Here is a 22,775-nt window from a genome sequence, read left to right as displayed (position 1 = left end):
AAAGTTAAACTACAGAAAACCTAAAGTAGATTAAAAATAGCGATTACTTCTTATAATTTTTAAATAAGACTTAATGTGGCGTAATTATATAACATTTTGGATAAAATAAAACCCAGTTAAACGTTTATTGACAGAATTTTAGCTTTTATAATAAAATATCATCATCTTATCAGTCTTAGGTATTCCTCCAATGCGTAAATAATTTTCCAACTTGTTTCTATTTCACAGACACTTGGAGATTATTTATGTTTCGTATTCCCTCTATCATTGCGCGTCATTTGTCCTATGCTTTTATAACCACCGATTCTCCTATTAAGGATCTTTCACTGTCATTGGTACAAAAACGCTATGGCATTGTGGGAGATAATGGCGTTGGCAAAACAACTTTATTAAAAATCCTTGCTAAACTTCTCGAGCCTCAGCAAGGCTGTCTTGAAATACAAGGGACAATTGAATATTGTCCTCAAATTAATACTCATTATGATAAAAGTACAGTTGCTGATTTACTGGGTATTAATAAAAAACTTAAGGCCCTACAACGGATTGCTGAAGGTTATTTCTTTGAAGATGATTATGATTTAATTGGCGATGACTGGGATATAGAAACGCGAGCACGGCAACTTCTAATTGACTTAGACTTAAAAACTATTAGTTTTAATAGAGCATTAACTTCCTTAAGCGGTGGTCAGAAAACTAAATGTTGGTTAGCACGTGCCATGCTTAGCCAAGCAGATTTTATTTTACTCGATGAGCCAACCAACAATCTAGATACAGACACTAAAAATTACCTTTTTACCTGGTTACAAAAAACAAAACAGGGCATTTTAATTGCAAGTCATGACAGGCAACTACTTAACTATGTGGATGAAATTATTGAGTTAACTTCAATTGGAGCTAAACATTTTGGCGGTAATTATAGCCTTTATCAAGAACAGAAGCTTATTGAACAACAGGCTACCCTGCAGCAATTTGCAGCAGCAAAAAAACAGCTTAAAAATACGACAAATACCATTCAAGAAACACGAGAAAAACATGAGCAGCGACGTAAACAAGGTCGAGCACTTAGAAAAGCTGGTAAAATTGATAAATTGACTGCTAATGCAAAACAAGGACGAAGTGAAAAAACTCAATCTAAAAATAAAATTCAAGCGGCCCTTAGCCTGCAAAAGGTAAAAGATAAGATACAGGCAATAAAATCAAATATTGAGATAAAAGAGAAGATTACTGCTAACTTAGATTCAGATAAATTACCAGTCAATAAAATTATTATTAATATAGAAGAACTAACGTTTGGCTTTAATGAGCAAGTACCCTTATTCATTAATTTTAATTTAACTTTGCTAGGCAATGATCGCATAGCTTTTACAGGAAAAAATGGTGCTGGTAAATCAACATTGATTCAACTTATCTTAGGTCATTTAAAGCCACAACAAGGTAGAATTTATCGTGGATTTTCTGCGGCGTGTTATTTAGATCAAAACCTCAACTATCTTGATGAAAATTTAACTTTAATTGAAAATTTATGTTTAAGAGATCCTACCCTTTCCTTACAAGAAGCCTATGCTCGGTTAGCTGCTTTTAATTTTCGTAATAAACTTGCGATGAAAAGAGCATGTGAATTAAGTGGCGGCGAATACATGAGGGCTAGCCTTGCTATCTCATTAGCCGTCGAGAAACAACCACAACTTCTTATCTTAGATGAACCAACGAATCACCTGGATATTCGTAGTATAGAAGCTATTGAAGATATGCTTTGTGTTTATCAAGGCGCTTTAGTTATTGTCTCGCATGATAAGACATTTTTGTCCAACATCGGTATTACTAAGTACATTCATTTATCGTAAGGAACCCTATCGTTTCTTTACAAAATTGAAAATTAATTTTACCATGCAGAAATAATTCTGCTTAATTAAAATGTCTTTTAGCAGATTAATGCGCTTTCTTCATTTGTACAACGCCCAGAGAGAGGAACAATGACACTAAAGCTCATGTACGGCATCCGTCAATTTCAAGGGAAAACCTTTAAAGATTTAGAAGAGGTGTTTATTAAACTTAGTCAAGGTCAAGACCCAGATACACTTTTTATTACTTGCTCTGATTCGCGTATTGATCCTAATGTTATTACTCATTCTAAGCCAGGTGATTTATTTATTGCGCGGAATGTAGGAAACATTGTTCCGCCTTATGGCGTAGCTTGTAGTGAAGCAGCTGCTATTGAGTATGCGATAGAGGCACTTAAGGTTAAAGAAATTATTATCTGTGGTCATTCTCAATGCGGCGCTATGAAAGGCCTATTAACACCAAACCTAGAAAATGCCTTTCCTGTTGTTGCTAATTGGCTAACCCATGCTCGTCCTGTCATTAATCAAATAGAAGAGCAGTTTAGTAATACAGAGATTGATTATGATTTAAAATTAAAGGCAACTATTGAATATAATATTTTAACGCAGATTGAGCACTTAAAGTCTTATCCATCCATTATAAAAAAACTTAACCAGCAAGAAATTACAATTCACGGTTGGTATTATGAAATTAAAACAGGGGAGATTTTTATTTATGAATCGCAACAAAAGCAATTTATTCCACTAGAGAAATCTTTTAACAAAGCTATCAACGACAAAATAATAATGCTAACAGAGGATATTGCAATGCATTATTTAGAGTTACAGGCCCATCCTAAAACATCAGCTGATTACTTAAGATTAATGCATCTCTTTAATCAGCTTAGTTTCAATATTAAACCTATTTGGGCAGCAATTAAAGATAAGCTTGCTGAAAGAATCTGGCAAGAATTAAGCTTTATGTTTACTAATAAAAATGATGTAAAATTCATAGAGCTTATTAATAAGACTGTTAACCATAAACTTAAGAACTTAGATTTTCTACGAAAAGAGGTTATTGAGTCGGCAGGCTATCAGGATTATTGTCGCCAACAATTATTTAGCCCAAGATTTTTTACAACGACTCCAGCAAGACCCGTTTCAGCTCCAAATAACGCGGTGTTTTCTGATACTGACTTAAGTAGGCATAACTCAATACACTAAATTCAAATGAATACAAAATAAAAATAGTCCTACAAACTGGCTTAAGCTTAGGGATTACGTGTCATCAATTAATGTTTTTGGCTATAAATTGGATTAGGTAACGTTCATCAGTCTTAATCTCTGCATATAATTTTCAGCTTACATCGATTTGCCCCCTCTCCCGCGCAAGGAATTTGAGTAGTATCATGATATCCTTCGCGGGAGAGGGGGGCAAATCGATGTAAGCTGAAAAATCTGTGCTTAGATTAATGTTGAGAAAACCGCAAATAAACTTTAGGGACGTTACCTAATCCAATTTACAGCCAAAAACACTAATTCATGACACGCACTACTAGTCGGAATAAGGATTTTCTTTCCAACGCTTGACAATTCCAACATCAATATCAAATAAATCCAGTACACGCCCTATACTATGATTGATAATATCATCAAGTGTTTTTGGCTGATTGTAGAAAGCAGGGGTAGGTGGTGCAACGATGGCACCCATCTGAGTTACTTTTTGCATATTTTCTATGTGACCCAAATGAAAGGGTGACTCACGAACCATTAATACTAATTTGCGTCGTTCTTTTAATATCACATCAGCAGCGCGAGTTAGTAAGTTAGAAGTCATTCCACAGGCAATACTTGCCAAAGTTTGCATAGAACAAGGCGCAATAATCATGCCACTTGTTTTAAATGAGCCACTTGCAATCACTGCAGCAATATCATCAATAGAATAATATCTATCTGCAAGGCGAATAAGTTCTTGTGCAGAAATAGTTACCTCATACCCCCGGGTCTGCTGTGCAGCCTTAGAAACAATTAAATGAGTCTCATAATCAGTTTTAGCTAAAATTTCTAAAAGACGTATACCATAAATTATTCCGGAAGCGCCTGAAATACCAATAATCATTCTCTTAGTCATGAAATACTCTTCACTTTCTTACTTTAAAATGGTTAATCCTCTAGAAATAAATTTACTGCTATAAATTTAAATATAAGACACGAGAACACTTGTACTATACACTCTCATAACGTTATAAATATTAGCTTAGCCTTTAAAATAATGTGGGCTTGCTTCAATAATCTCCATTGAGAATTCTAAATTTAGATTTTTGTTTCTTGGCGCGAAACTCTCTGTCATTAATTCTATTAGCTTCTGCCCTACCTGCTCTTTTAGTAAATCAGAACGGCCAGGTAAAATTTTTAATGTTAAGTGTACCATGGCATTATTTATCTGCCCTGAACCTATATAAAAATTATCATAATTAATACAGCGGCTTTTACAACTAGCCAACTGTGTTGGCAATATTTTTTCTAATAAAGAGTGAGCCTTTGCAAAAAAAGTTGTCACTTCTGGTCTAATATCAATATTGTTACTATATTCTAATACTAAGTGGGGCATAATAATTCCTTTAGTTAAAACCAGACCACATATTTAATCTAACTGTTTTATTTTATGTCATTCTTCTTGCTGGTGGCGTCTCTTTTATTCACTATAAACATTATAAATACTAAATGACTTATTTTGACATAGAATTATCAGAATAGAAAACTTTAGATTAGAAAGATTGTAGTGTAGAATTATTCAGAGCTAACCAAGTCTTAATTTCAATGAGGGTATGTTTGACAATTAAAATAAACTGCTGGAGTAAGTTAGCAAGTTCCTGAACCGCTAAACTATTTAAATGTTGTTCAAAAATATGGCAAGCATGTTGCATTTGAACAGCGCCACAACATAAAGCGCCTCCTTTCATTTTATGAATAACTCTACTCATTAAGACAATATTTTTTTCAAGCCAGGCTTGTTCCAATTCATTTAAATGAGCAGGCGTTTCATTAAGCAACATTTGTAATAATTCAGTTAATGCATTAACTGAGCCAATTGCATTAGTGCCTTGTTCTATATCAACGAGCGGATGTTGTTTTACTGCAGAAAATAAATTAACTAAATCAGCTTGTTTAGCTATATTATCTTTGATCGCTACTTTATCTTTCACAAACGTAGCTAGCAATTCATTAAGTGCAGCTAACCTAAACGGTTTAGTAATAACTTTATTCATGCCTGCTTTTAATAGCACTGCCTCAGTATTTGCTGGTGAATAAGCCGTTAATCCTATAATTGGTGTTGATACTTGATTTTCTTCTTGTTCAATACGTCTAAAAATTTTTGTTAATTCATTGCCATAAATATCAGGCAAACCGATATCCAGTAAAATTAAATCAAATTTATACTCTCTAAAAAGTTCAATTGCTCTTGCACCATTTTGCGCAGATTGAAACTGGCAACTGGCCTGCTTTAAAATCGTTTCTGCTGTTTTTAGTGCAATAGCATTGTCTTCAACTATAAGAATACAAGGCTTATCTCCATTTTTAAGCCATACAGTTGTATTTACTACATTAACAGAGTTATGAGCCTCATCATTTTTCGTTAAGTCATGTTTATTCGCTACAGCTTGCACGGGAATAGTAACGGAAAAGGTAGTCCCCTGACCTACATTACTTTCTACAGCAATATGTCCTTTAAGGAGCTTGGTATACTTTTTAACAATATGTAAACCTACTCCATATCCAGAGTAAATACCTTGTGCAGATGGATTTGCTCTATAAAAACGCGTAAAAATTTTCTGCTTATCTTCTGGCTTAATACCAATGCCTGTATCCCGAATTAGAAATTCAAGATTAATTTTATTACCACATTTTTTTTCCACACGAACAATAATTTCAATGTATCCTTTATTGGTAAATTTTACTGCATTCCCCAGTAGATTTAATAAGATACGGTGAAGCTTTATTTGATCAGTTTGAATAAATTTAGGAACCTCATTATCAATACTTATTTTTAAATCTAAATTTTTGATTTTTATAGCTGGAAGTTCTAAATCACATATATATTGAATCAATTCATAAATATTAAATTTAGAGAACTTAATATTTGACTCGATTGCACTTCCTGTCGCTACAATTTCAAGAACGCTATTTAATAATATTAATAATTGCTCAGAGCTCATGTTAACCATATGAGCATGTTCTTTTTGCTCTGGCGTATGTGCCTCTTGCTCTAACAGAGAGGACATACCAATAATACCGCTTAAAGGCGTACGAATATCATGACTCATATTACGAATAAATTCATCTTTAGCCCGATTAGCTGCTTCAGAGCTTTTTTTCGCTTTCTTTAACTGCTCTTCTTGTTTTTTACGCTGAGTAATATCTGTATAAATACCTAAAATACCAACAATTACCTTTTTATCATCATAGAAAGGCACTTTGCTAACTAATACAGTTCTTTTAGAACCATCTGGTTGAATGAAAGTTTCTTCATAATCTAACTTAGCCTTACCTGATTCAATGACCAGTTTATCATCACGACGATATTTAGCTGCAGCTTCGGCGGGTAAAACATCAAAATCTGTTTTGCCTATAATATCTTGCGGTTCAGAAAAGCCTAGTTTTTCAGCAAAGATCCTATTACAGCCTTGAAAGACTAAATTGCAATCTTTCCAGAAAATTGCATGGGGTAAATGATTAATAAGATTTAATAATATATATTTATCCATTTATGTATTACTGATCCCTTTAAAGGTTTAATTTCAACGTGTCAGTATTAGGCCCATTACTCCCTGGTTTAGTATTAGTAGTAGTTAACATATCCTTACGTAAAGTTTGATCTGTGTTATCTCTTCTCCTTGCTGCAGTTCCAGTTAAGGCATTTGCTGGTGGAGAAAAAAATGCATTTCTTGGCTTACTTTGATAAATTTCCCCATTGTTTTTCTTAGACTGTAAGATCTCCGTAATTAAATTCTCTACTTTAGACCTCAAAGAGCCATCACACGTTCCTTCCAGTGTAGTTAAAGTCTTAGGATTAATGTCCTCTGAATATATTATTTCAAGCATTTGCTGCCGAAATTCGACATATAATAACTGCTCTATTCCTGCCACATCCTGTGTTGCGTAAGCATCTGTCAATTTTAGCTGAGGAACAATTAAGTTAACTAAAGCTTCATAATTTTCAATTAACTCTAAATCCTTATCTATCATGCTCTTTACCTTTTCAGGATTTCGTCCCGCATAAGTCATTTTCGCACTTAAATGAGAAATATAACCTAGTGATTTATGCACTATACCATCTGACTTACGCGAATGAATAACACTATCTTGGGAGTAGATATCTTTTTTAGTATATTCTTTCTTTAAACCAGGAATGTTTACAATACCAACATGAATCTTTATTTCTTTTGACTTAGTCTGTAAGAGAAGAGCTCTATACTTATCCTTTAAGCAATCAGCACAATCATCAATAATTGATTCAGCCAGTCCTTTAGCCATATCAGACATAGGTGTACTTCTTAATTTTTCAATGTTCTCCTTTATATCAGCTGGCATTTCCATCCCGTCTGGATAGAAATCAATATTTGTAAGTCGCTCACTAGTAAGAATAGCCTTACCATTTCCTAGATTAGTAAAGGAAAAAAACGGGCCTGTAGAAAAAAGACTTGTATTTAGATGTTGTAACTCTTGCGGCAATTCAATTTCAATACTTACCTTAACGCGGTTAACGCCTTTACTATTATTGCTATCAGTCTTATCGAAATGGGATTCTACGCCTTTATCAAGGACTGCGGCATTTTGCCAAGAGCAATTTACAATTGCATTAGCTTCCAAAGGAGGAACTATGCCTCTGTCTAATTCTGTACTTTTTGTACAGATATAATAACCAAAATGATCAGAAGTTAAACCTATATTAGTTACATAGGTATTTGGTATGAAAGTAATGTTTTCAGTATCTAGAACTTGTTGTTGTAAGTGTTTTTGTAACTTTGGAATATTAACTTGGGCCTCAGCTGTTTGAAAAGCCATTGCTACAGCTGTAGTACCTACAATATTTCCTTTATCATCACGAAATGGAATAGAATCGGAAATAAAATCATACTGTTCTCGGCTAAGCTCTTGAATAAATTCTTCAGGCTCGCCAAATACTTTATTGCTTGGGTCTTCTGCTACTTTCTCCGCATAAAGTTTTTTTAAATACTCGGCAACCTCTCTTGCTTGCTCGGGAGAAACTGTCGATTTATCAAGGATATAATGGCGCCCAAGACAAGGATTTGGTGTAAACTCTCTACCAGCAATAAATGTTGGATATTTTTTAGCAAATTCAATTGCGCTTTCTAAACACTTTTTTGCTGTTTCCAGATCAGCAAGATAATGCATACCTGTATGCAATTTATTACATTCATTTTGTGTTGAACATGTTGCTGGTAAAACCTCTGAGCCTGCTTCAATTAAGGCTATCCTAAGCTTTTTACCCTGATCTTCAATTTTAGCAAGTTCTAATGCTGTGGTTACCCCTGCTATCCCTGCGCCAATAACAATGACGTCAAATCTGTCATCTTTGCCCTGCATAAATAAGTCCAAACATTGTTACTAATGTTTAAAATTATAGCATTTTAATAAATTTTAAAACAGCCCTTTTTTGCTTTTCAGATGTAAAAAAATTATCGCTTAGTACCTTATATCTAAAAGATAACTATAAGTCCTTCAGTATTAACCATTTTTATTAGAGAGATAATGCTTGGTAGAAATTGATTACTAAAAGCTTAGCATGCACTAAAGATTTACTTTTTTGGCTAATCAAACCTTAATTTTTTATAGACATAAGAATAATGTTATTGAAACCTATTGATAGGCTCTAAAATTACTTACACCGTAATTATTCAATTCAGGCTTATTGTTTTCAAATCATTAGTCGATTTAAATGGGAGAGAGCTGCTATTATCTGCATCATTAGCTAAACTTGACTTAGCTTTTAAAATTAGGGTATCTAAATTAGAAATTTTAATTTTGATTTTTTCTCGCTTTGTTTTTTCTGCTTCCAGACTATTAGAAAAGAAACTTAATGCCTTTTTTTCCTTTTTTGGGTGGTTTCCTGATAACTCAACCTGTAAATTATCTTTAACTTCCTCCAAATTCTGCTGAATCTTCAAAAATAACTCCGATTCCTCTAATAAGAAATAAGAGTAATTAAATACAGGGAGATTATCTAAAAAATCATTGTCTCTCATTTGAGCACATTGTTTACTGGCGTGCTTAAATTTTTTAATTATAGGAGCAGTCTCTCCCTGCGATTCTTCTTTTAATATATCTAGATTATCAAGCAAAGCCTGATGCATACGTTTAGCATCTAATAAAAAAGCATTTAAAAACTTTTTATTTACTTGATAAGTCATTTTCTTCTTTCCTGAACTTGATCTTTCATACTCAAGACAAACTTTTCGAATAGAATCTAATACACGATGATCATCTAAGGGTTTATTTTTATTTAATGCACCAATTGACCAAAGTAATAAAAATGAGTAAGCCTCTATTCCTGATAAATAATCATATTCAATTTTAGTTTGATATTCGCGGGGAGTTTCTAAGAAAGTTAATAGCTTATTTAAAACATCTTGCTGCCCTTCCAATTGGGATTGGTCAAAGACATAAATATGACGCATACATGTTGAAAGAACAATGGGATTTACATTACAAATGAAGTCATCTAACGGGCTTCGGCATCCTTTTTCTTTTTGAAAATTATATAAATGTAATACTAATTTATTAAGACGCATAGAGACTTACCTCCGAATCAATTGCTTGATTCAAACAACCAAAACACAGATTAACGATCATGCTTTTATAAAGATAACTTTAAAAATACTAATAGATAGCTATTTACCTCTCAAAATTTAATCTAAAAGGTAAAAATAAAACAAAGTTGGTTAGCTAATCAAGTGGAATTATTGATAAAAGAAAATTAGGTATAGCGTCGCCCACTAAGTTTTAGACAAGGCGCAAGTGAGTGAGGCGAAGGAGTGTACAACTAAGTACATGACTGAGCCGAGCAATAAAGCTTAGTGGGTGGCGCTATAATGCTATTAAATTGCATTCCATATAACTGGGGAAGATCTATAAGCGCTACCTTTAAAAAAATGTATCGTATATCCCATTAAATTTTCAATTTCTAAATCAGTAGCGCCTTTTTTAATCTGAAAACAAGTAGCAGGTGCACATTCAATGGTAATATTGTGATGCTCTAAACTATAATGACCATGCACATGACCACAGATAATTAATTGAACGGGAGAGTTAATTATTTTTTTCCAAAGTTGGTTTTGATTTCTTAAGCTATATTGATCCATTAAAGGTGTATTTATATTAATCGGATGGTGATGCATAATAAGTGCAATTTTTTTTCTGGTTTTTTCTAATTTTTCTATTTCCTTTATAATAATGGTTAGTTCTTCTTCTTTAAGATAACCCACTCCTTCACCCGGAATATGGGTATCTAAAAAAATAAAATGCCAATACTTGCAAGCAAGTACCTTTTCATAACGAAGTATAGAAGAACTTGCAAAAAGACCTTGCATTAAAGGTAGATTGTCATGATTGCCGGGAATCCAATAAACAGGTATTTTAAAATCTTTAAATGTTTTTACAACACGATGATAAGACTCAAGCGTCTCATCTTGAGATAAGTCACCTGTCAGGATAATAGCATCGGTATCATGAAGTTCATGCCGCCTAATATGGCAAATTACTTGCTTAAAGCGATTATTACTGTCAATACCAAACACTCTTTTCTCATCTGAGGCAAATAAATGTAGGTCAGTAATTTGTAAGAACTTTAATTCATCTTTAGTTAAGAGACGGCTATCCATAATTTAATTAACATAAAAAAGACCTGAAGTGATTCTATTATAGTGTATTTATAGTGTTTACTACCTTTTTACAGCTATATCCTGTTATTTATCAAGAGCTAAACAAATGAGCATACTTTTAGCTTAGTATTTAAAATAAAAACAAGGCTAACAGTACCTCCAGACCTGTTTTATGTGTTAAAATTTTTACCCTTTTAACTAAAAAATAAAATATATGCGTTATTATTTTAATACTCCTAATCAAATTGCTGGTGACGAGGCTTACAATGAAAAAAAATACACTGAAGCTTTAATTCACTATAAACATGCCCTGCAAACTTTAAATCAATTAGCGTCACAACGAAAATTTAAAAGAAGTAATGATTTTCGTTATGCATTTACTTATGTTATTTGTGAAATAATTCAAACAAGCTGTGATGCTATTAGGACAACTATAGATGATCAAGAAATTTTTAATTATGAACCTATAAAGGAATTATGGCAGGAAGTTCCAGGGTTAATTATTGAACTAGAAACCGTTTTCAAAGAAATGGGTGCCGTCCAAAATAAGAATATTATAAAAGATAAAATAGAGTTCTGTTATAAGTTATTGGCTGACGTTTGCGACATGATTAGTGAGGAATTAAGTGACGAACGAGATGATGAGACACTTAATGAAAGCGACATATTATCTGCTTTAGAATGGCTCACTAAAGCCATTGATTATTCTAAACGAGCAAATTTATCTATAGATATTAATTTGCATCTTGGCTATTTAAATTTATTAGAACAAGCATACAAATGTAGCTCAGACAAAAATTTTATTTTAAAAATAAAGCAGTATATTAATCACAATAAGTTACTCGAATTACCATTTACATCAATGCAGGCGCTTGAAATTTTAAGTTATCAACTTTTGGTTGCTGTTGAAGATAGTGATTCTCAAAGTGCTAATCAATTAATTAAAAAATTTGAAAAATTACTTTTAAATTCTGATGTAGATCAGGATCATTATATTATTGAAGACATACAAAAATTAATCGCTAAACTATCTCATGAGGAGAGCGACTCTCTTAAGAAACGTCAGCTTAAAGGGGTTGGTGAATCCTCTTCAAATGATGAAGATGAATCAGAGGTTATTGTAATAAAAAAATCTTCCAAGCGGCCAAAAACTGTTATTTTGGAAGATGCCGATAATGATAATGAAATAAGTGCCAGTCCAGTAGCTGAAAGCATACCTTGCCCAATTGGTGAGCAACCTTCATATCTAAAGGACCTACCTAGTATATCTCAAACGATTCATACAACATTCTTTGCTAATAAGAATGGTCCTGCAAAAAAAGTCACCTTTAAAGAAAAGCCCCATTCCAGTGCGTTTATGGAAACTTTTAATAAAATAAGTGAAAAAGCGTCTAATCCTGAGTTTTTAGCTAATATTCTTTCCCTCATTGCAGATTTTTATTATGAAACAGAGTTGCCACTTAAAAATACTCCTTTACTGGCACTTGAACTTTACGAGAATGTTTTACTTTTGAGTCCTAATCATCCTGTGGCAATCAATAGAATAAACAATATTAGTAATCATGCAATAATACGAGATAATAATCGATATGGAAGTAAATCTATCCTTCCAGTAAAAGATGCTAGGGCTATTTTCTCAGATGCAATAGAAACTACAATTACGCAAATAGAAGCTTTTTTATTTGAAGACATTGAAAAAATCAATAAAATTCTAGACAAAAATGTACTATATGTTGCCAATAAATTAGTTAGTAAAAATGTAGCAGGATACCAATCTGCTGAAATTGCTAAACAAATTAAAACACTTTACGAGTACTTATCAACTCATGAACGCACTACTGAGCACCGTCAGGCCTCTATGCTGACATAAAAGTAGCGCAATAAGCTGAACAAAAAACTCACTGAAATGACTGTGACAATTAGGGCTGGGCTGTCAATAAAAAATATTTAATAAGCAGCTTAAGCTTTTTGGAAAAGATACTTATAAATTCTCTTTTAAAAATACAAATTTAATTTGACGTAAAATGATTATTTTAGAAACTCAGCGACTTTTACTACGCACGTGGGAAGATAAGGATTTAGACCCCTTAACAAAAATAAATCAAGATCCTAAAGTATGTGTCAGTATTTACTATGTCTTGGTAATCGTCAACGCACGCAACAATTAATTGAATATAGTATTGAACACTTTAATCAATACGGCTTCTCACTGTATGCTGTTGAATTGAAAGAAGAAAAAAAAGACATGATTGGATTTATTGGGTTACTTACACCTTCTTTTAAAGCACATTTTACGCCTGCTATAGAAATTGGTTGACGCCTAAATTCCAGTTATTGGAATAGAGGATATGCGACAGAAGGAGCGAAAGCGCTCTTGCCTTATGCTTTTACCCAATTAAATCTAGATGCTCTTGTTTCTTTTACAGCTCTTAATAATTGGTCTTCGCGGCCGCGGCGGGTTATGGAAAAAATTGGTATGCATTATGATCCTGACGATGATTTTGAGCACCCTAATATTGCATTCACTAGCCCTTTAAGGCCGCATGTACTCTACCGATTATCTAAAAAAGATTATTTAAGCTCTGCTTCAATTAAGTAGCATGTTAAAATAAGTAATAAATCCACTAAATTGCTAGAGTATATCGATATTGCGGCTTTTCTGCCCGATATTTATTTAAATAGCCATTAATTATTAACTTAACTACTGAGCATACGTGTGACTTTCAAGCAAAGCTGGGAAAAAACAAATCCTTTGCTATATCCTTCAGCAGAACTAATAAAGGCAATGGCCAACAAAGCCTTACCCAATAAAAAAATGCGTTCATATGAATTAATTTCTGGAGGATGTGCTAATTTAAACTGTAAAATTTATTTTGATTTAGATAACAATCCCTATATTCTGCGCTTGTATCTACGCGATACGGAGGCAGCTTACCGAGAGCAGCAGTTAAGCTTACGTCTAAAAACAGAATTGCCTATACCAGAAATCTATTTTATTGGTCATTATCAAGGGTATCAATTTGCCTTTACGCAGTATCTTCCTGGTATCACTTTGCGCGATTTATTATTAAGTAAGCAAGCCTTCAATATGAACGAGTTAATGTATGAGGTGGGTACTTTAGCAACTAAAATTCACGCTCATACCTTTCCTAAACCTGGCTTTTTTAATCGGCAGATGCAAATAATGCAATCATCCGAGACAAGCTATATTGAATATGCTAAAAGTTGCCTAAAAAATGACCGAGTGGTTTCAGTCTTAGAGGCAGATATTATAAGTAAAATAACTTATTACTTAAGTCAATTAGGGCCCTTTTTCTCTTCCCAAGACGAGAAATGTTTAGTTCATGGTGATTTTGATCCAGCAAATATCCTAGTATCTCAGGAAGATAAGCAATGGAAAATTTCAGGAATATTAGATTGGGAGTTTGCTTTTTCGGGTTCACCTCTCTTTGATGTAGCTAATATGTTACGTTATGCGCATCATATGCCACTCGCTTTTAAAAACTCTTTTTTAAAAGGCTTATCATTAAGTTATTCTTTACCAAAAGATTGGCAAACAACTGTTAATCTATTAAATTTACTCGCATTATTAGACTGTTTAACAAGAAGCCTTCCTAATTACCGTAATCAACAAGCCGATATCTATCAGCTAATAGTCCATATTATTAACCAATTTGATAAAGAGTATGGTTTATGAATTTATTTAAGGGAAACTTATACCCGTTACTTAAATTGGCCCTTCCCTTAGCTGCCACCGGTTTAGTCCAGTCTGGTGTCTTTTTTTTTGAAACATTATTTTTAGCTCATCTAGGCCCAACAATTTTAGCAGCAGGCGCCTTAGTTAGCTGGTTATCTGGGACATTTGCGGTTATTATCTTTGGTCTATTAAGCTCAATTAATGTACTTATATCACATAAATTCGGTGCTAAAGATGCTCAAGGAATTGCTCAAGTTGTCCGTGAAGGATTTTGGTTAACCTTTATCGTAGTTATTCCCAGTATGATTTTGTTTTGGAATATGGCCACTATCTTTCTATGGCTTGGCCAAGAGAAAAACATAACATCATTAGCAAGTTCATATCTACACGCATTAACCTTTGGGATTTTACCTAATTTTATTGTTACTGCTTTACTTGAAATCATTATTGGCTTAGGACAAGCCAGGCTTGTTTTTAAAGTAAGTTTAGTTTCGGTATCCTTGACAATATTTTTTAGTTTTGCACTCATTTTTGGCAAGTTTGGTTTTCCCGCATTAGGTATCGCGGGCGCTGGCTGGGGCTTAACTGTAAGTAATTGGCTTACCATGTTAATTTTGATCATCTATTTAATAAGCAATCAAAAAAATAAGCTTTATTTTCAAAATTTGTTAACCTTTTCTAAACCAGTTTATTTATTTGAACTTATCCGTATTGGCGCACCAATGGGATTTATGTATTGTATAGAAGTTGGCTTTTTCTTTGTACTAACCTTCATTATGGGTTTATTTAGTAGTCAAATGCTTGCCGCTAATCAAGTCGCTTTGCAGTATTTAGGTGTCTTAATAAACATCATCTTCTCCATGGCCCAAGCGATTACCGTACGAATGGGCCATCTATTAGGCGCGGGCAAAAAGCAAGCAGCTGAACATGCTGCCAATGGGGGTATTTTTACTTCCTTTATTTTCATGTTTTTTATTGCGCTAATTTATTGGCTGTTTCCTACTTTTCTTATTGGCATTGATTTTAATCTGCAAGCAACACAAAATTTACCTATCATTCATTACGCTATAGAATTTTTTAGTCTATGCGCTTTATTTCAGATCATAGAAGCGGTAAGAATCTCTCTATTTGGCGCTTTGCGTAGTTTAAAGGATACTCATTTTACCTTATTAATATCTATCATTAGTTTTTGGTTCATCGCACTGCCTCTGGGTTATTTTTTAGCCACTTCCTTTAAAATGGAAGGCATAGGATTATGGTGGGGAATGATTATTGGTTCTTCATTCAGTGTGATATTTCTATTTAAGCGATTTAAAGCCAAAATGATTAATTATTACACTGCCCCTGCTTGATTAGGCATTAAGGTGGTGAGATGGATAATTGCTGCTCAGGGTTTAATGGTTTAGCAGGCGCGCTACTGCAGCTCTTTATTTCTATTGTTTCAAATCCCGTCAGTAAACAAGTTATTTTAAAGCCTTTAGGATTGTATAAATACAAACTCAATTGATGAGGCACTTTCCCTTCAAGATTTACTATATAATTATCCGGATTTGGTGTATTTTCTATTTGCTTAGCAACACATTTCGCTAACGCCAAACCATCCGTTTTATTGCCCTCATCATAACATTTCTTAATAATGAGCACTGTTGTATTCACGAAATCATCAGCCGCTGCAATTTTAAAGGGTAAACTAACCAAAGCTGAAAATAATATTATTTTGGTAAAATTCATTATGATTAATTTATTTTGTTGTTTAAAACATTATAGATGACATTATTAAAAACTGCTTTGTATAACTCCTTCCTAATTTCTTAATTTTAAATAGTTATGTATGTTGCTGCCACTAAAAACATGGCAATGTGATTAATGCCTTGTGGCTGATTTGCATTAAGTAGATACTATAGGCTTTACTCGCCTAAAATGACTTATTAATACATAGAAAACAGGTGTAAATAAAAGACCAAAAAAAGTGACACCAATCATACCACTAAATACAGCAACGCCAATTGCTCGGCGCATTTCAGCGCCAGCCCCGGTTGCAATAACAAGAGGAAAAACGCCTAAAATAAACGCAAGGGAGGTCATTAAAATAGGCCTTAGTCGCAATTTAGCGGCTTTAATTGCTGCCTTCCAGCGGTTTTCACCTCTATCTTCCAATTGTCTTGCAAATTCAACAATTAAAATTGCGTTTTTTGAGGCAAGGCCCACCAGTACTAAGAAACTAATCTGCGTCATAATGTTATTTTCCATACCTAATAATTTAATGCCCAACATGGCTGAAAAAAGGCACATAGGTACAATCAAGATAACAGCTAAAGGTAAAGTCCAGCTCTCAAACTGAGCAGCTAAAACTAAAAATACAAATATAACGCCTAAACTAAATGCTATAACAGCCGTATTACCTATCATCTTTTGTTGATAGGCAATTTCTGTCCATTCATAACCAATCCCAGGTGGAAGAATATGTTTGGCAAGACTCTCCATGGTTGTCAATGCCTCATCCGAGCTATAACCCGGTGCTATATCACCCTGTACTTCAATCGCTGGGTAAAGATTAAAATGTGGTATTCTTGTAGGACCAGTTGTGTTACTTACTGTTGCAATAGAACCCATAGGCACCATATCACCTACACTATTTCTTACTTTAATGCGTAAAATATCATCTACTGTACGGCGATAGTCTGCGGCAGCTTGTGCGATTACTCGAAATGTCCGACCTAAATAGTTAAACTCATTAACAAAAAATGAACCAAGGTACACTTGTAAGGCTTCAATAATATTAATATAAGGAATATTTAGGCGCAATGCCTTGTCACTATCAATATTAAGAAACAGCTTAGGCGTAGAATTATCGAAAAGAGTAAAAGCAGAAGCCACTTGCTTCGTTTTATTTGCTGCTTTAATTAAATTGGTAGTCGCTTCCGTTAAGGCCATCATGCCTTTACCTTCTCTGTCTTGAACCATCATTTTAAATCCACCCGCATTACCGATACCTCGTACAGGCGGAGGCGGAATAACGACAATAAATGCTTCTTTAATTGTACTTAACTCTTTACGTAAGTTAGCAAGGATCTCTTGATGAGTAATGCCGCGTTGCTTGCGCTCTTCAAATGATAAAAGTGGGGTAAAAATTGCACCTGAATTAGAAGCGCTAGTAAACGTTGCACCAGAAAAACCAGTAAAACTTACAGCATTAGCGATACCGGGTATCGTTAAAATTTTACCTACTGCCTTTTTCATGACTGCATCAGTACGGGATAAAGATGCAGCGGGAGGTAGCTGTACTGCAATAATAAAATAACCTTGATCCTGACGAGGAATAAAACCGCGCGGTACATAGATAAATAAAAAGATAGTTAAGATAATTAATAGAAGATAAGCAATCAACATCATAAGTGAGTGTCGTGTTAAGCGAGCAACTAAATAACCATAACGTCTAGAAGTATTCTCAACTACTCGATTAAAACCTACTAAGAATCGCTGTATAGGCCTTCTCCACCACACAACTTGCGTAATGTCATAAGTCTTATGTTTAGAAAATAATAAAGTGGCTAAGGTAGGGCTTAAAGTTAATGAAACAAACACAGAAATAGCCGTTGCAATCGCAATGGTTGTACCAAATTGTTGATAGAAACGTCCGGAGATTCCTTGCAAAAAAATAGTAGGCATAAAAACTGCAATTAATACAAGTCCAATTGCAATAAGAGCCGCTCCTACTTCATTCATAGTTTTTCTCGCTGCATCGCGGGCCTTTAAGCCCCTACGCATGTTGCGTTCCATATTTTCTATGACCACAATGGCGTCATCGACAACAATACCAATTGCTAAAACTAGACCAAACAAAGTTAAGTAATTTAGAGAAAATCCTAAAAAATTCATGACAGCGAAAGTACCAATTAAGGAGATTGGAATAGCCACAATAGGAACAACTGCTGCCCGCCAACTTTGCAGGAATAATAAGATAACTAAAACGACTAAAATCACTGCTTCATAAATAGTATGGAAAACAGCATTGATGGATTGCTGAACAAAGAGTGTGGGATTATAAGCAATTTGATAAGCAAGGCCTGGTGGAAAATCCTTCGCTAACTCTTGCATGGTTGTCATAATTTCTTGGGCTGTCGATAAAGCATTGGTTCCTGGCCGCTGAAAAACGGGTAAAGCAACTGCTGCATCTTTTCCTAAATAGCCTCTTGTTCGATAATCTTGCGCGCCTAATTCTACGCGGCTAATATCCTTTAAACGAACTATACGTCCCTCACTTGATTTCACAATAATATTTTCAAAGTCTTCCTTTTTAACCAAGCGCCCTCGCGTTTGAATATTGTATTCAAAACTATATTGAGTATCTTGTGGTTGAGTATTTAATGTTCCACTTGCGATTTGGACATTTTGTGCGCGAATTGCAGCCAAGATATCATTGACTGATAAATTAAAAGAATTCATTAAATCAGGATTTAACCAGATACGCATGGCATATTCTGTTGCGCCAACTAAGCGAACTTCGCCAACGCCACCAATGCGCCTTAATTTATCGCGAATATTAAGAACTGCATAATTACCTATATAGGTTTGATCATAACTACCATTGGGAGAATATAGATTAACCACTAGCATCAAATCGGGTGAGTTTTTATTGGTTGTAACACCAATACGGCGTACTTCTTCAGGCAATCTTGCTTCAGCAACTGCCACTCTATTTTGGACAAGAACTTGAGCGTCATCTAAATCAGTACCTAACTGAAAAGTAACTGTGATTCTTAGTTGGCCATCATCGGTAGATTGTGAATCCATGTATAACATTCCCTCAACGCCATTAATTTCTTGCTCAAGCGGTGTTGCTACTGTTGCAGCAACTATTGCAGCGTTGGCACCAGGATAGGATGCTTGAACTTGAATGGTGGGAGGAACAACTTGCGGATATTGCTCAATAGGCAAATCAAAATAAGCTAATAATCCTACCAATACAATAATAATTGAAATGACAGTCGAAAATATTGGTCTATCAATAAAAAAATGAGCAATACGCATTTAGATCCTTTTAATTATGTAGAGCCCCAACTTTATTTAAGTGATATAGCGTCACCCACTACGCTCTATACCGCGTTGCAAGTTCACTCGGCTCAGTCATGTACTTAGGTACACTCCTTCGCCTCGCTTCACTTGCGCCTTGTCTAAAACTTAGTGGGCGGCGCTATACTGTACCTTCAGGGCTCTTATTTACGTATTATCAATCCCTTCTAATAACTAAAGGTTCTCTAAGTGCCTTATTTTAGTTCATTTTACTCGTTAATTTAATAATTACAGGCTTAACCTTTTGATTAGGAACCTGAATACTTTGTATGCCGTTAATAACAACTAATTCATTTCCTTTTAATCCGCTGCGAATAACATAATAGCCATTTTCGCGTAAAGGCCCTAGCTCTACATATACTCGTTGTACTTCATTCTTTTGATTAACAATATAAACAAAATGACGTGTTTGCTCAGTATTTACTGCTCGTTCAGGAAGAAGCAAGGCTTCATATTCATTGCTTGCCGCTAATTTAGCACGGCCAAATAAACCAGGATAAATAAGCTTCTCTGGATTAGGGACAATCGCCCTTGCCTGCATTGTCCCTGTGCTTTCATCAATGACATTGTCTTGAAAATTCATTTTACCACGATGCATATAATCTTTTTCATCTGGAAGTTTTAATAAAATCTCTTGTGAGTTTTTATTATCTTGCTTTAAACGAGTGTATTTTAATAAGTCAGCCTGGCTGATATCAAAATAAAAATAAATTGGATCCATAGAGACTATTTTTGTTAGGACAGTTTCATTCATCCGAATTAAATTACCGATGCTTACCAAATAACGACTTATTTTACCATTGATGGGCGATCTTATTTCAGTATACTCTAAATTTACAAGGGCATTTTTTAACTGTGCTTCTGCTATTTGCAAGTCTTGCAAACGTTGATCAACAACCTGTGTAGCAATAAATTTCTTCTTATGCAACTGTAAAACACGCTGATATTGATTCTTTGCTAAATTATATTGAGCTTGTGCCCGTGCTAGCGCATATTGAAATGGCCTTGGATCAATAATAAAAAGCAGGTCTTCTTTCTTAACAAACTGCCCATCTTTAAATTTTATGGCCATTAAATAGCCATTTACCCTGGAACGAATGTCAACTTCCTCAATAGCCTGAAAGCGACCGGTATATTCATCCCAATCCACTATCTTATCCTTTAAGGGAAAAGCAACCTCAACTTCTACAGGTAACTCTTGCTGCTTATCAGACGCAGCCGGGCCTGAACCACACGAGATTAATAATGAGGCCGCTAAAATGATTAAAATAATCCTGACAAATGTTAAATCCTTACTCATCCCGGTTAATCTCTTAATGGATTAATTTTGCTAAATTACCGTTCCTTAATCAAATTTAGTCTATATCAGTTACATTAAAATTGCTTAACTTTATAGATAAAAATTGTTAAATTTATAATTCTTAACAATCAGTCTTCCTTTCTTAAAAGGATGAGAGTAATTTTATAAGTAGCACTTTTCTTATGTATGTAATTATAATATTAAGCTAGACAAACGCTTCAAACACTGCATTAAATTTAGACATTCCAGTCATTTTGTTAACAGCCATGGTATAATGCTCGTACGCTAGATGAGTGCTTCTTGAACCATTAGCTACGCAATTAAATTAAGCTTTATAGATTTGCAGGCGTTCTAATTTAAGGAAGGATAAAATCATGCTCAAACGCGATATTTCTACAACAAACGTTTTAGTTGCAGCTGCAGGCGGTATGATTGGTTCAGGTTGGTTATTTAGCCCTTATATTAGCGCTCAAATGGCTGGCAGCAATTCTTTAATTAGCTGGATTATTGCTACTCTTTGTATGTTTTTTATTGCTCTCCCTCTTTGTGAATTAGGCGCAATGTTTCCTATCTCAGGAGGTATGTCTAATTACCCAACTTATACACATGGCCAGGAAGTAGGCTTTCTCTTTGCTTGGACATCCTGGCTCTCTTATGTCGTCATGACCCCTATTGAAATACAGGCTATTTTGCAATATGCAAGTCATTTTTTTCCCATTTTAACAGTTAACGATGCTGCAACGCTTAAACTTTCAAATTATGGTTATGTTGCCGCCATGTTCATTATGTTATTTGTTGTCTTACTCAATTCCTACGGAATAAAAATGCTGGCTGAGTGTAATAAATATGCCAGTATTATTAAATTTATTTTACCTAGTATTGCTATTTTCTCTTTCTTACATTACGCGCCAAACTTTAATAATATTTCTATTCATTTATCAAGCAAAGAAGATTGGGTGTCTATTTTTACCGCTCTTTCTGCTGGCGGGGTAGCTTTTGCCTTTACCGGGTTTCAAAATGGCCTAGTGTTAGCTGGTGAGGTTAAAAACCCGCAACGTAATATTCCTATCGCTATTTTAGGCGCTGTACTTATCGGATTCTTATTATATTTCATGTTACAGCTCAGTTTTCTTGCTGCAGTTCCAGCTAAATATTTAACTCATGGTTGGCAACATTTAAATTATCCTGGCGATAGTGGGCCACTTGTAGGCTTAACTTTGCTCCTCGGCCTTACTATAGTTGCTAGTTTATTACTTTTTGATGCAGCATTTTCACCTTTTGGGACTACATTAGTTTATACAGCTGCAACCTCACGCATTTTATATGGTATGGCTCTTAATAATCATTTACCAAAAATTTTCTTAAAAGTTAATCGCCATAAAATTCCTTATGTGACATTATATGCAAATTTCCTTGTAGGAATATTATCTTTTTTGCCCTTTCCTGGCTGGCAAAAGTTAGTTGCCTTTCTCTCATCAGCTAGCATTCTTTCTTATAGTATTGGCCCTATCTCTCTTTTAGCCATGCGTAAATTGCAACCTACTACTACCCGTCCTTTTCGCTTAAGGGGTGCTTTAATTTGCTGCCACATTGCCTTTTACTTTTGTAACTTAATGCTATATTGGTGTGGCTTTACTATATTATGGAAGCTTGATTTAGCCTTAATTATAGGACTAGCTATTTGTCTGGCATATCACAGAAAAAGTATTTTTCAATGTGATCTACGACTTTATTGGTTTCTGTTTTACATGATCTCCTTACTTTCTGTTTCTTACTTAGGATCCTTTGGAGGTATTGGGATTTTAAGTTTCCCCCTTGATTTAATCTGCATTTTACCACTCAGTGTAAGCGTACTTACGTTGTCACAAATATTATTAAATAAGGTAGAACATGAGCCGGTTGAATTCGATTTAGAAGAGGTAGCATTATAAATCTAATTACAACGCTTAAGGCTCTATAAAATTTGACTTAGAATTCTCATG

The 22,775-nt window shown here is 34.3% G+C and carries 17 protein-coding genes; 8 read left to right on the top strand and 9 right to left on the bottom strand.

The genetic code is table 11. From position 1 onward, the window contains the following. Window positions 1–245 precede the first annotated feature (245 nt). Window positions 246–1,844, top strand: a complete 1,599-nt coding sequence (locus ACQUW5_RS12420) for an ABC-F family ATP-binding cassette domain-containing protein (protein WP_444991577.1) — start codon at window positions 246–248, stop codon at window positions 1,842–1,844. A gap of 129 nt (window positions 1,845–1,973) precedes the next feature. Then, a complete protein-coding gene (locus tag ACQUW5_RS12415) occupies window positions 1,974–3,044 on the top strand; it encodes a carbonic anhydrase (RefSeq protein WP_444991576.1) in 1,071 nt (356 codons plus the stop codon). Window positions 3,045–3,375: 331 nt separating this feature from the next. On the opposite strand, the gene ACQUW5_RS12410 is transcribed toward ACQUW5_RS12415, so the two are convergent. The 6 genes from ACQUW5_RS12410 to ACQUW5_RS12385 all read right to left on the bottom strand — a co-directional run bounded on the left by ACQUW5_RS12410 (window position 3,376) and on the right by ACQUW5_RS12385 (window position 10,723). Next, on the bottom strand, window positions 3,376–3,951 hold the full coding sequence (locus ACQUW5_RS12410; protein WP_444991575.1) for a UbiX family flavin prenyltransferase: 576 nt from the start codon (window positions 3,949–3,951) through the stop codon (window positions 3,376–3,378). A 126-nt stretch (window positions 3,952–4,077) separates the two neighbouring features. Next, the gene (locus tag ACQUW5_RS12405; protein ID WP_444991574.1) at window positions 4,078–4,431 is read right to left on the bottom strand and encodes a 5-carboxymethyl-2-hydroxymuconate Delta-isomerase; all 354 of its coding nucleotides are present in this window, start codon (window positions 4,429–4,431) and stop codon (window positions 4,078–4,080) included. A 157-nt stretch (window positions 4,432–4,588) separates the two neighbouring features. Then, complete coding sequence (locus ACQUW5_RS12400; protein ID WP_444991573.1) at window positions 4,589–6,586, bottom strand: ATP-binding protein; 1,998 nt, start codon at window positions 6,584–6,586, stop codon at window positions 4,589–4,591. A 19-nt stretch (window positions 6,587–6,605) separates the two neighbouring features. Further along, entirely contained in the window at window positions 6,606–8,429 is a 1,824-nt protein-coding gene (locus ACQUW5_RS12395; protein ID WP_444991572.1) for an FAD-dependent oxidoreductase, read from the bottom strand. A 311-nt stretch (window positions 8,430–8,740) separates the two neighbouring features. Further along, the gene (locus tag ACQUW5_RS12390) at window positions 8,741–9,634 is read right to left on the bottom strand and encodes a hypothetical protein (protein WP_444991571.1); all 894 of its coding nucleotides are present in this window, start codon (window positions 9,632–9,634) and stop codon (window positions 8,741–8,743) included. A gap of 306 nt (window positions 9,635–9,940) precedes the next feature. Continuing rightward, a complete protein-coding gene (locus ACQUW5_RS12385) occupies window positions 9,941–10,723 on the bottom strand; it encodes a metallophosphoesterase (RefSeq protein ID WP_444991570.1) in 783 nt (260 codons plus the stop codon). Between the two features lie 214 nt (window positions 10,724–10,937). Between ACQUW5_RS12385 and ACQUW5_RS12380 the strand changes: the two genes are divergently transcribed. The 5 genes from ACQUW5_RS12380 to ACQUW5_RS12360 all read left to right on the top strand — a co-directional run bounded on the left by ACQUW5_RS12380 (window position 10,938) and on the right by ACQUW5_RS12360 (window position 15,772). Then, a complete protein-coding gene (locus ACQUW5_RS12380) occupies window positions 10,938–12,593 on the top strand; it encodes a hypothetical protein (protein ID WP_444991569.1) in 1,656 nt (551 codons plus the stop codon). A gap of 246 nt (window positions 12,594–12,839) precedes the next feature. Further along, window positions 12,840–13,040 carry a hypothetical protein gene (locus ACQUW5_RS12375; protein ID WP_444991568.1) on the top strand — a complete coding sequence of 67 codons (201 nt, stop codon included), beginning with the start codon at window positions 12,840–12,842 and terminating at the stop codon, window positions 13,038–13,040. A 57-nt stretch (window positions 13,041–13,097) separates the two neighbouring features. Continuing rightward, window positions 13,098–13,322, top strand: coding sequence for a GNAT family N-acetyltransferase (locus tag ACQUW5_RS12370; RefSeq protein WP_444991567.1), 225 nt, complete (start codon window positions 13,098–13,100; stop codon window positions 13,320–13,322). 117 nt (window positions 13,323–13,439) lie between these two features. After that, on the top strand, window positions 13,440–14,420 hold the full coding sequence (locus ACQUW5_RS12365; RefSeq protein ID WP_444991566.1) for a phosphotransferase family protein: 981 nt from the start codon (window positions 13,440–13,442) through the stop codon (window positions 14,418–14,420). Further along, window positions 14,417–15,772, top strand: coding sequence for an MATE family efflux transporter (locus ACQUW5_RS12360; RefSeq protein WP_444991565.1), 1,356 nt, complete (start codon window positions 14,417–14,419; stop codon window positions 15,770–15,772). The genes ACQUW5_RS12365 and ACQUW5_RS12360 overlap by 4 nt, the downstream gene beginning before the upstream one ends. Before the next feature lie 7 nt (window positions 15,773–15,779). Here ACQUW5_RS12360 and ACQUW5_RS12355 read toward each other — a convergent pair whose 3' ends face one another. The 3 genes from ACQUW5_RS12355 to ACQUW5_RS12345 all read right to left on the bottom strand — a co-directional run bounded on the left by ACQUW5_RS12355 (window position 15,780) and on the right by ACQUW5_RS12345 (window position 20,793). Further along, window positions 15,780–16,151 (bottom strand): hypothetical protein, encoded by a 372-nt coding sequence (locus ACQUW5_RS12355; protein WP_444991564.1) that lies wholly within the window; start codon window positions 16,149–16,151, stop codon window positions 15,780–15,782. Window positions 16,152–16,307: 156 nt separating this feature from the next. After that, window positions 16,308–19,451 carry an efflux RND transporter permease subunit gene (locus tag ACQUW5_RS12350; protein ID WP_444991563.1) on the bottom strand — a complete coding sequence of 1,048 codons (3,144 nt, stop codon included), beginning with the start codon at window positions 19,449–19,451 and terminating at the stop codon, window positions 16,308–16,310. A gap of 241 nt (window positions 19,452–19,692) precedes the next feature. After that, window positions 19,693–20,793, bottom strand: a complete 1,101-nt coding sequence (locus ACQUW5_RS12345) for an efflux RND transporter periplasmic adaptor subunit (RefSeq protein WP_444991562.1) — start codon at window positions 20,791–20,793, stop codon at window positions 19,693–19,695. Window positions 20,794–21,167: 374 nt separating this feature from the next. Between ACQUW5_RS12345 and ACQUW5_RS12340 the strand changes: the two genes are divergently transcribed. Next, window positions 21,168–22,724 (top strand): APC family permease, encoded by a 1,557-nt coding sequence (locus ACQUW5_RS12340; protein ID WP_444991561.1) that lies wholly within the window; start codon window positions 21,168–21,170, stop codon window positions 22,722–22,724. Window positions 22,725–22,775: the final 51 nt, after the last annotated feature.

Source organism: Legionella pelazae (assembly GCF_052527395.1).
This window is presented reverse-complemented; position numbering and strand designations above follow the sequence as displayed.

Excerpts from the sequence above, each read along its gene's own strand:
- ACQUW5_RS12420 (WP_444991577.1), top strand. The coding sequence starts at position 246 with ATGTTTCGTATTCCCTCTATCATTGCGCGTCATTTGTCCTATGCTTTT.
- ACQUW5_RS12415 (WP_444991576.1), top strand. The coding sequence starts at position 1,974 with ATGACACTAAAGCTCATGTACGGCATCCGTCAATTTCAAGGGAAAACC.
- ACQUW5_RS12410 (WP_444991575.1), bottom strand. The coding sequence starts at position 3,951 with ATGACTAAGAGAATGATTATTGGTATTTCAGGCGCTTCCGGAATAATT.
- ACQUW5_RS12405 (WP_444991574.1), bottom strand. The coding sequence starts at position 4,431 with ATGCCCCACTTAGTATTAGAATATAGTAACAATATTGATATTAGACCA.
- ACQUW5_RS12400 (WP_444991573.1), bottom strand. The coding sequence starts at position 6,586 with ATGGATAAATATATATTATTAAATCTTATTAATCATTTACCCCATGCA.
- ACQUW5_RS12395 (WP_444991572.1), bottom strand. The coding sequence starts at position 8,429 with ATGCAGGGCAAAGATGACAGATTTGACGTCATTGTTATTGGCGCAGGG.
- ACQUW5_RS12390 (WP_444991571.1), bottom strand. The coding sequence starts at position 9,634 with ATGCGTCTTAATAAATTAGTATTACATTTATATAATTTTCAAAAAGAA.
- ACQUW5_RS12385 (WP_444991570.1), bottom strand. The coding sequence starts at position 10,723 with ATGGATAGCCGTCTCTTAACTAAAGATGAATTAAAGTTCTTACAAATT.
- ACQUW5_RS12380 (WP_444991569.1), top strand. The coding sequence starts at position 10,938 with ATGCGTTATTATTTTAATACTCCTAATCAAATTGCTGGTGACGAGGCT.
- ACQUW5_RS12375 (WP_444991568.1), top strand. The coding sequence starts at position 12,840 with ATGTGTCAGTATTTACTATGTCTTGGTAATCGTCAACGCACGCAACAA.
- ACQUW5_RS12360 (WP_444991565.1), top strand. The coding sequence starts at position 14,417 with ATGAATTTATTTAAGGGAAACTTATACCCGTTACTTAAATTGGCCCTT.
- ACQUW5_RS12355 (WP_444991564.1), bottom strand. The coding sequence starts at position 16,151 with ATGAATTTTACCAAAATAATATTATTTTCAGCTTTGGTTAGTTTACCC.
- ACQUW5_RS12350 (WP_444991563.1), bottom strand. The coding sequence starts at position 19,451 with ATGCGTATTGCTCATTTTTTTATTGATAGACCAATATTTTCGACTGTC.
- ACQUW5_RS12345 (WP_444991562.1), bottom strand. The coding sequence starts at position 20,793 with ATGAGTAAGGATTTAACATTTGTCAGGATTATTTTAATCATTTTAGCG.
- ACQUW5_RS12340 (WP_444991561.1), top strand. The coding sequence starts at position 21,168 with ATGCTCAAACGCGATATTTCTACAACAAACGTTTTAGTTGCAGCTGCA.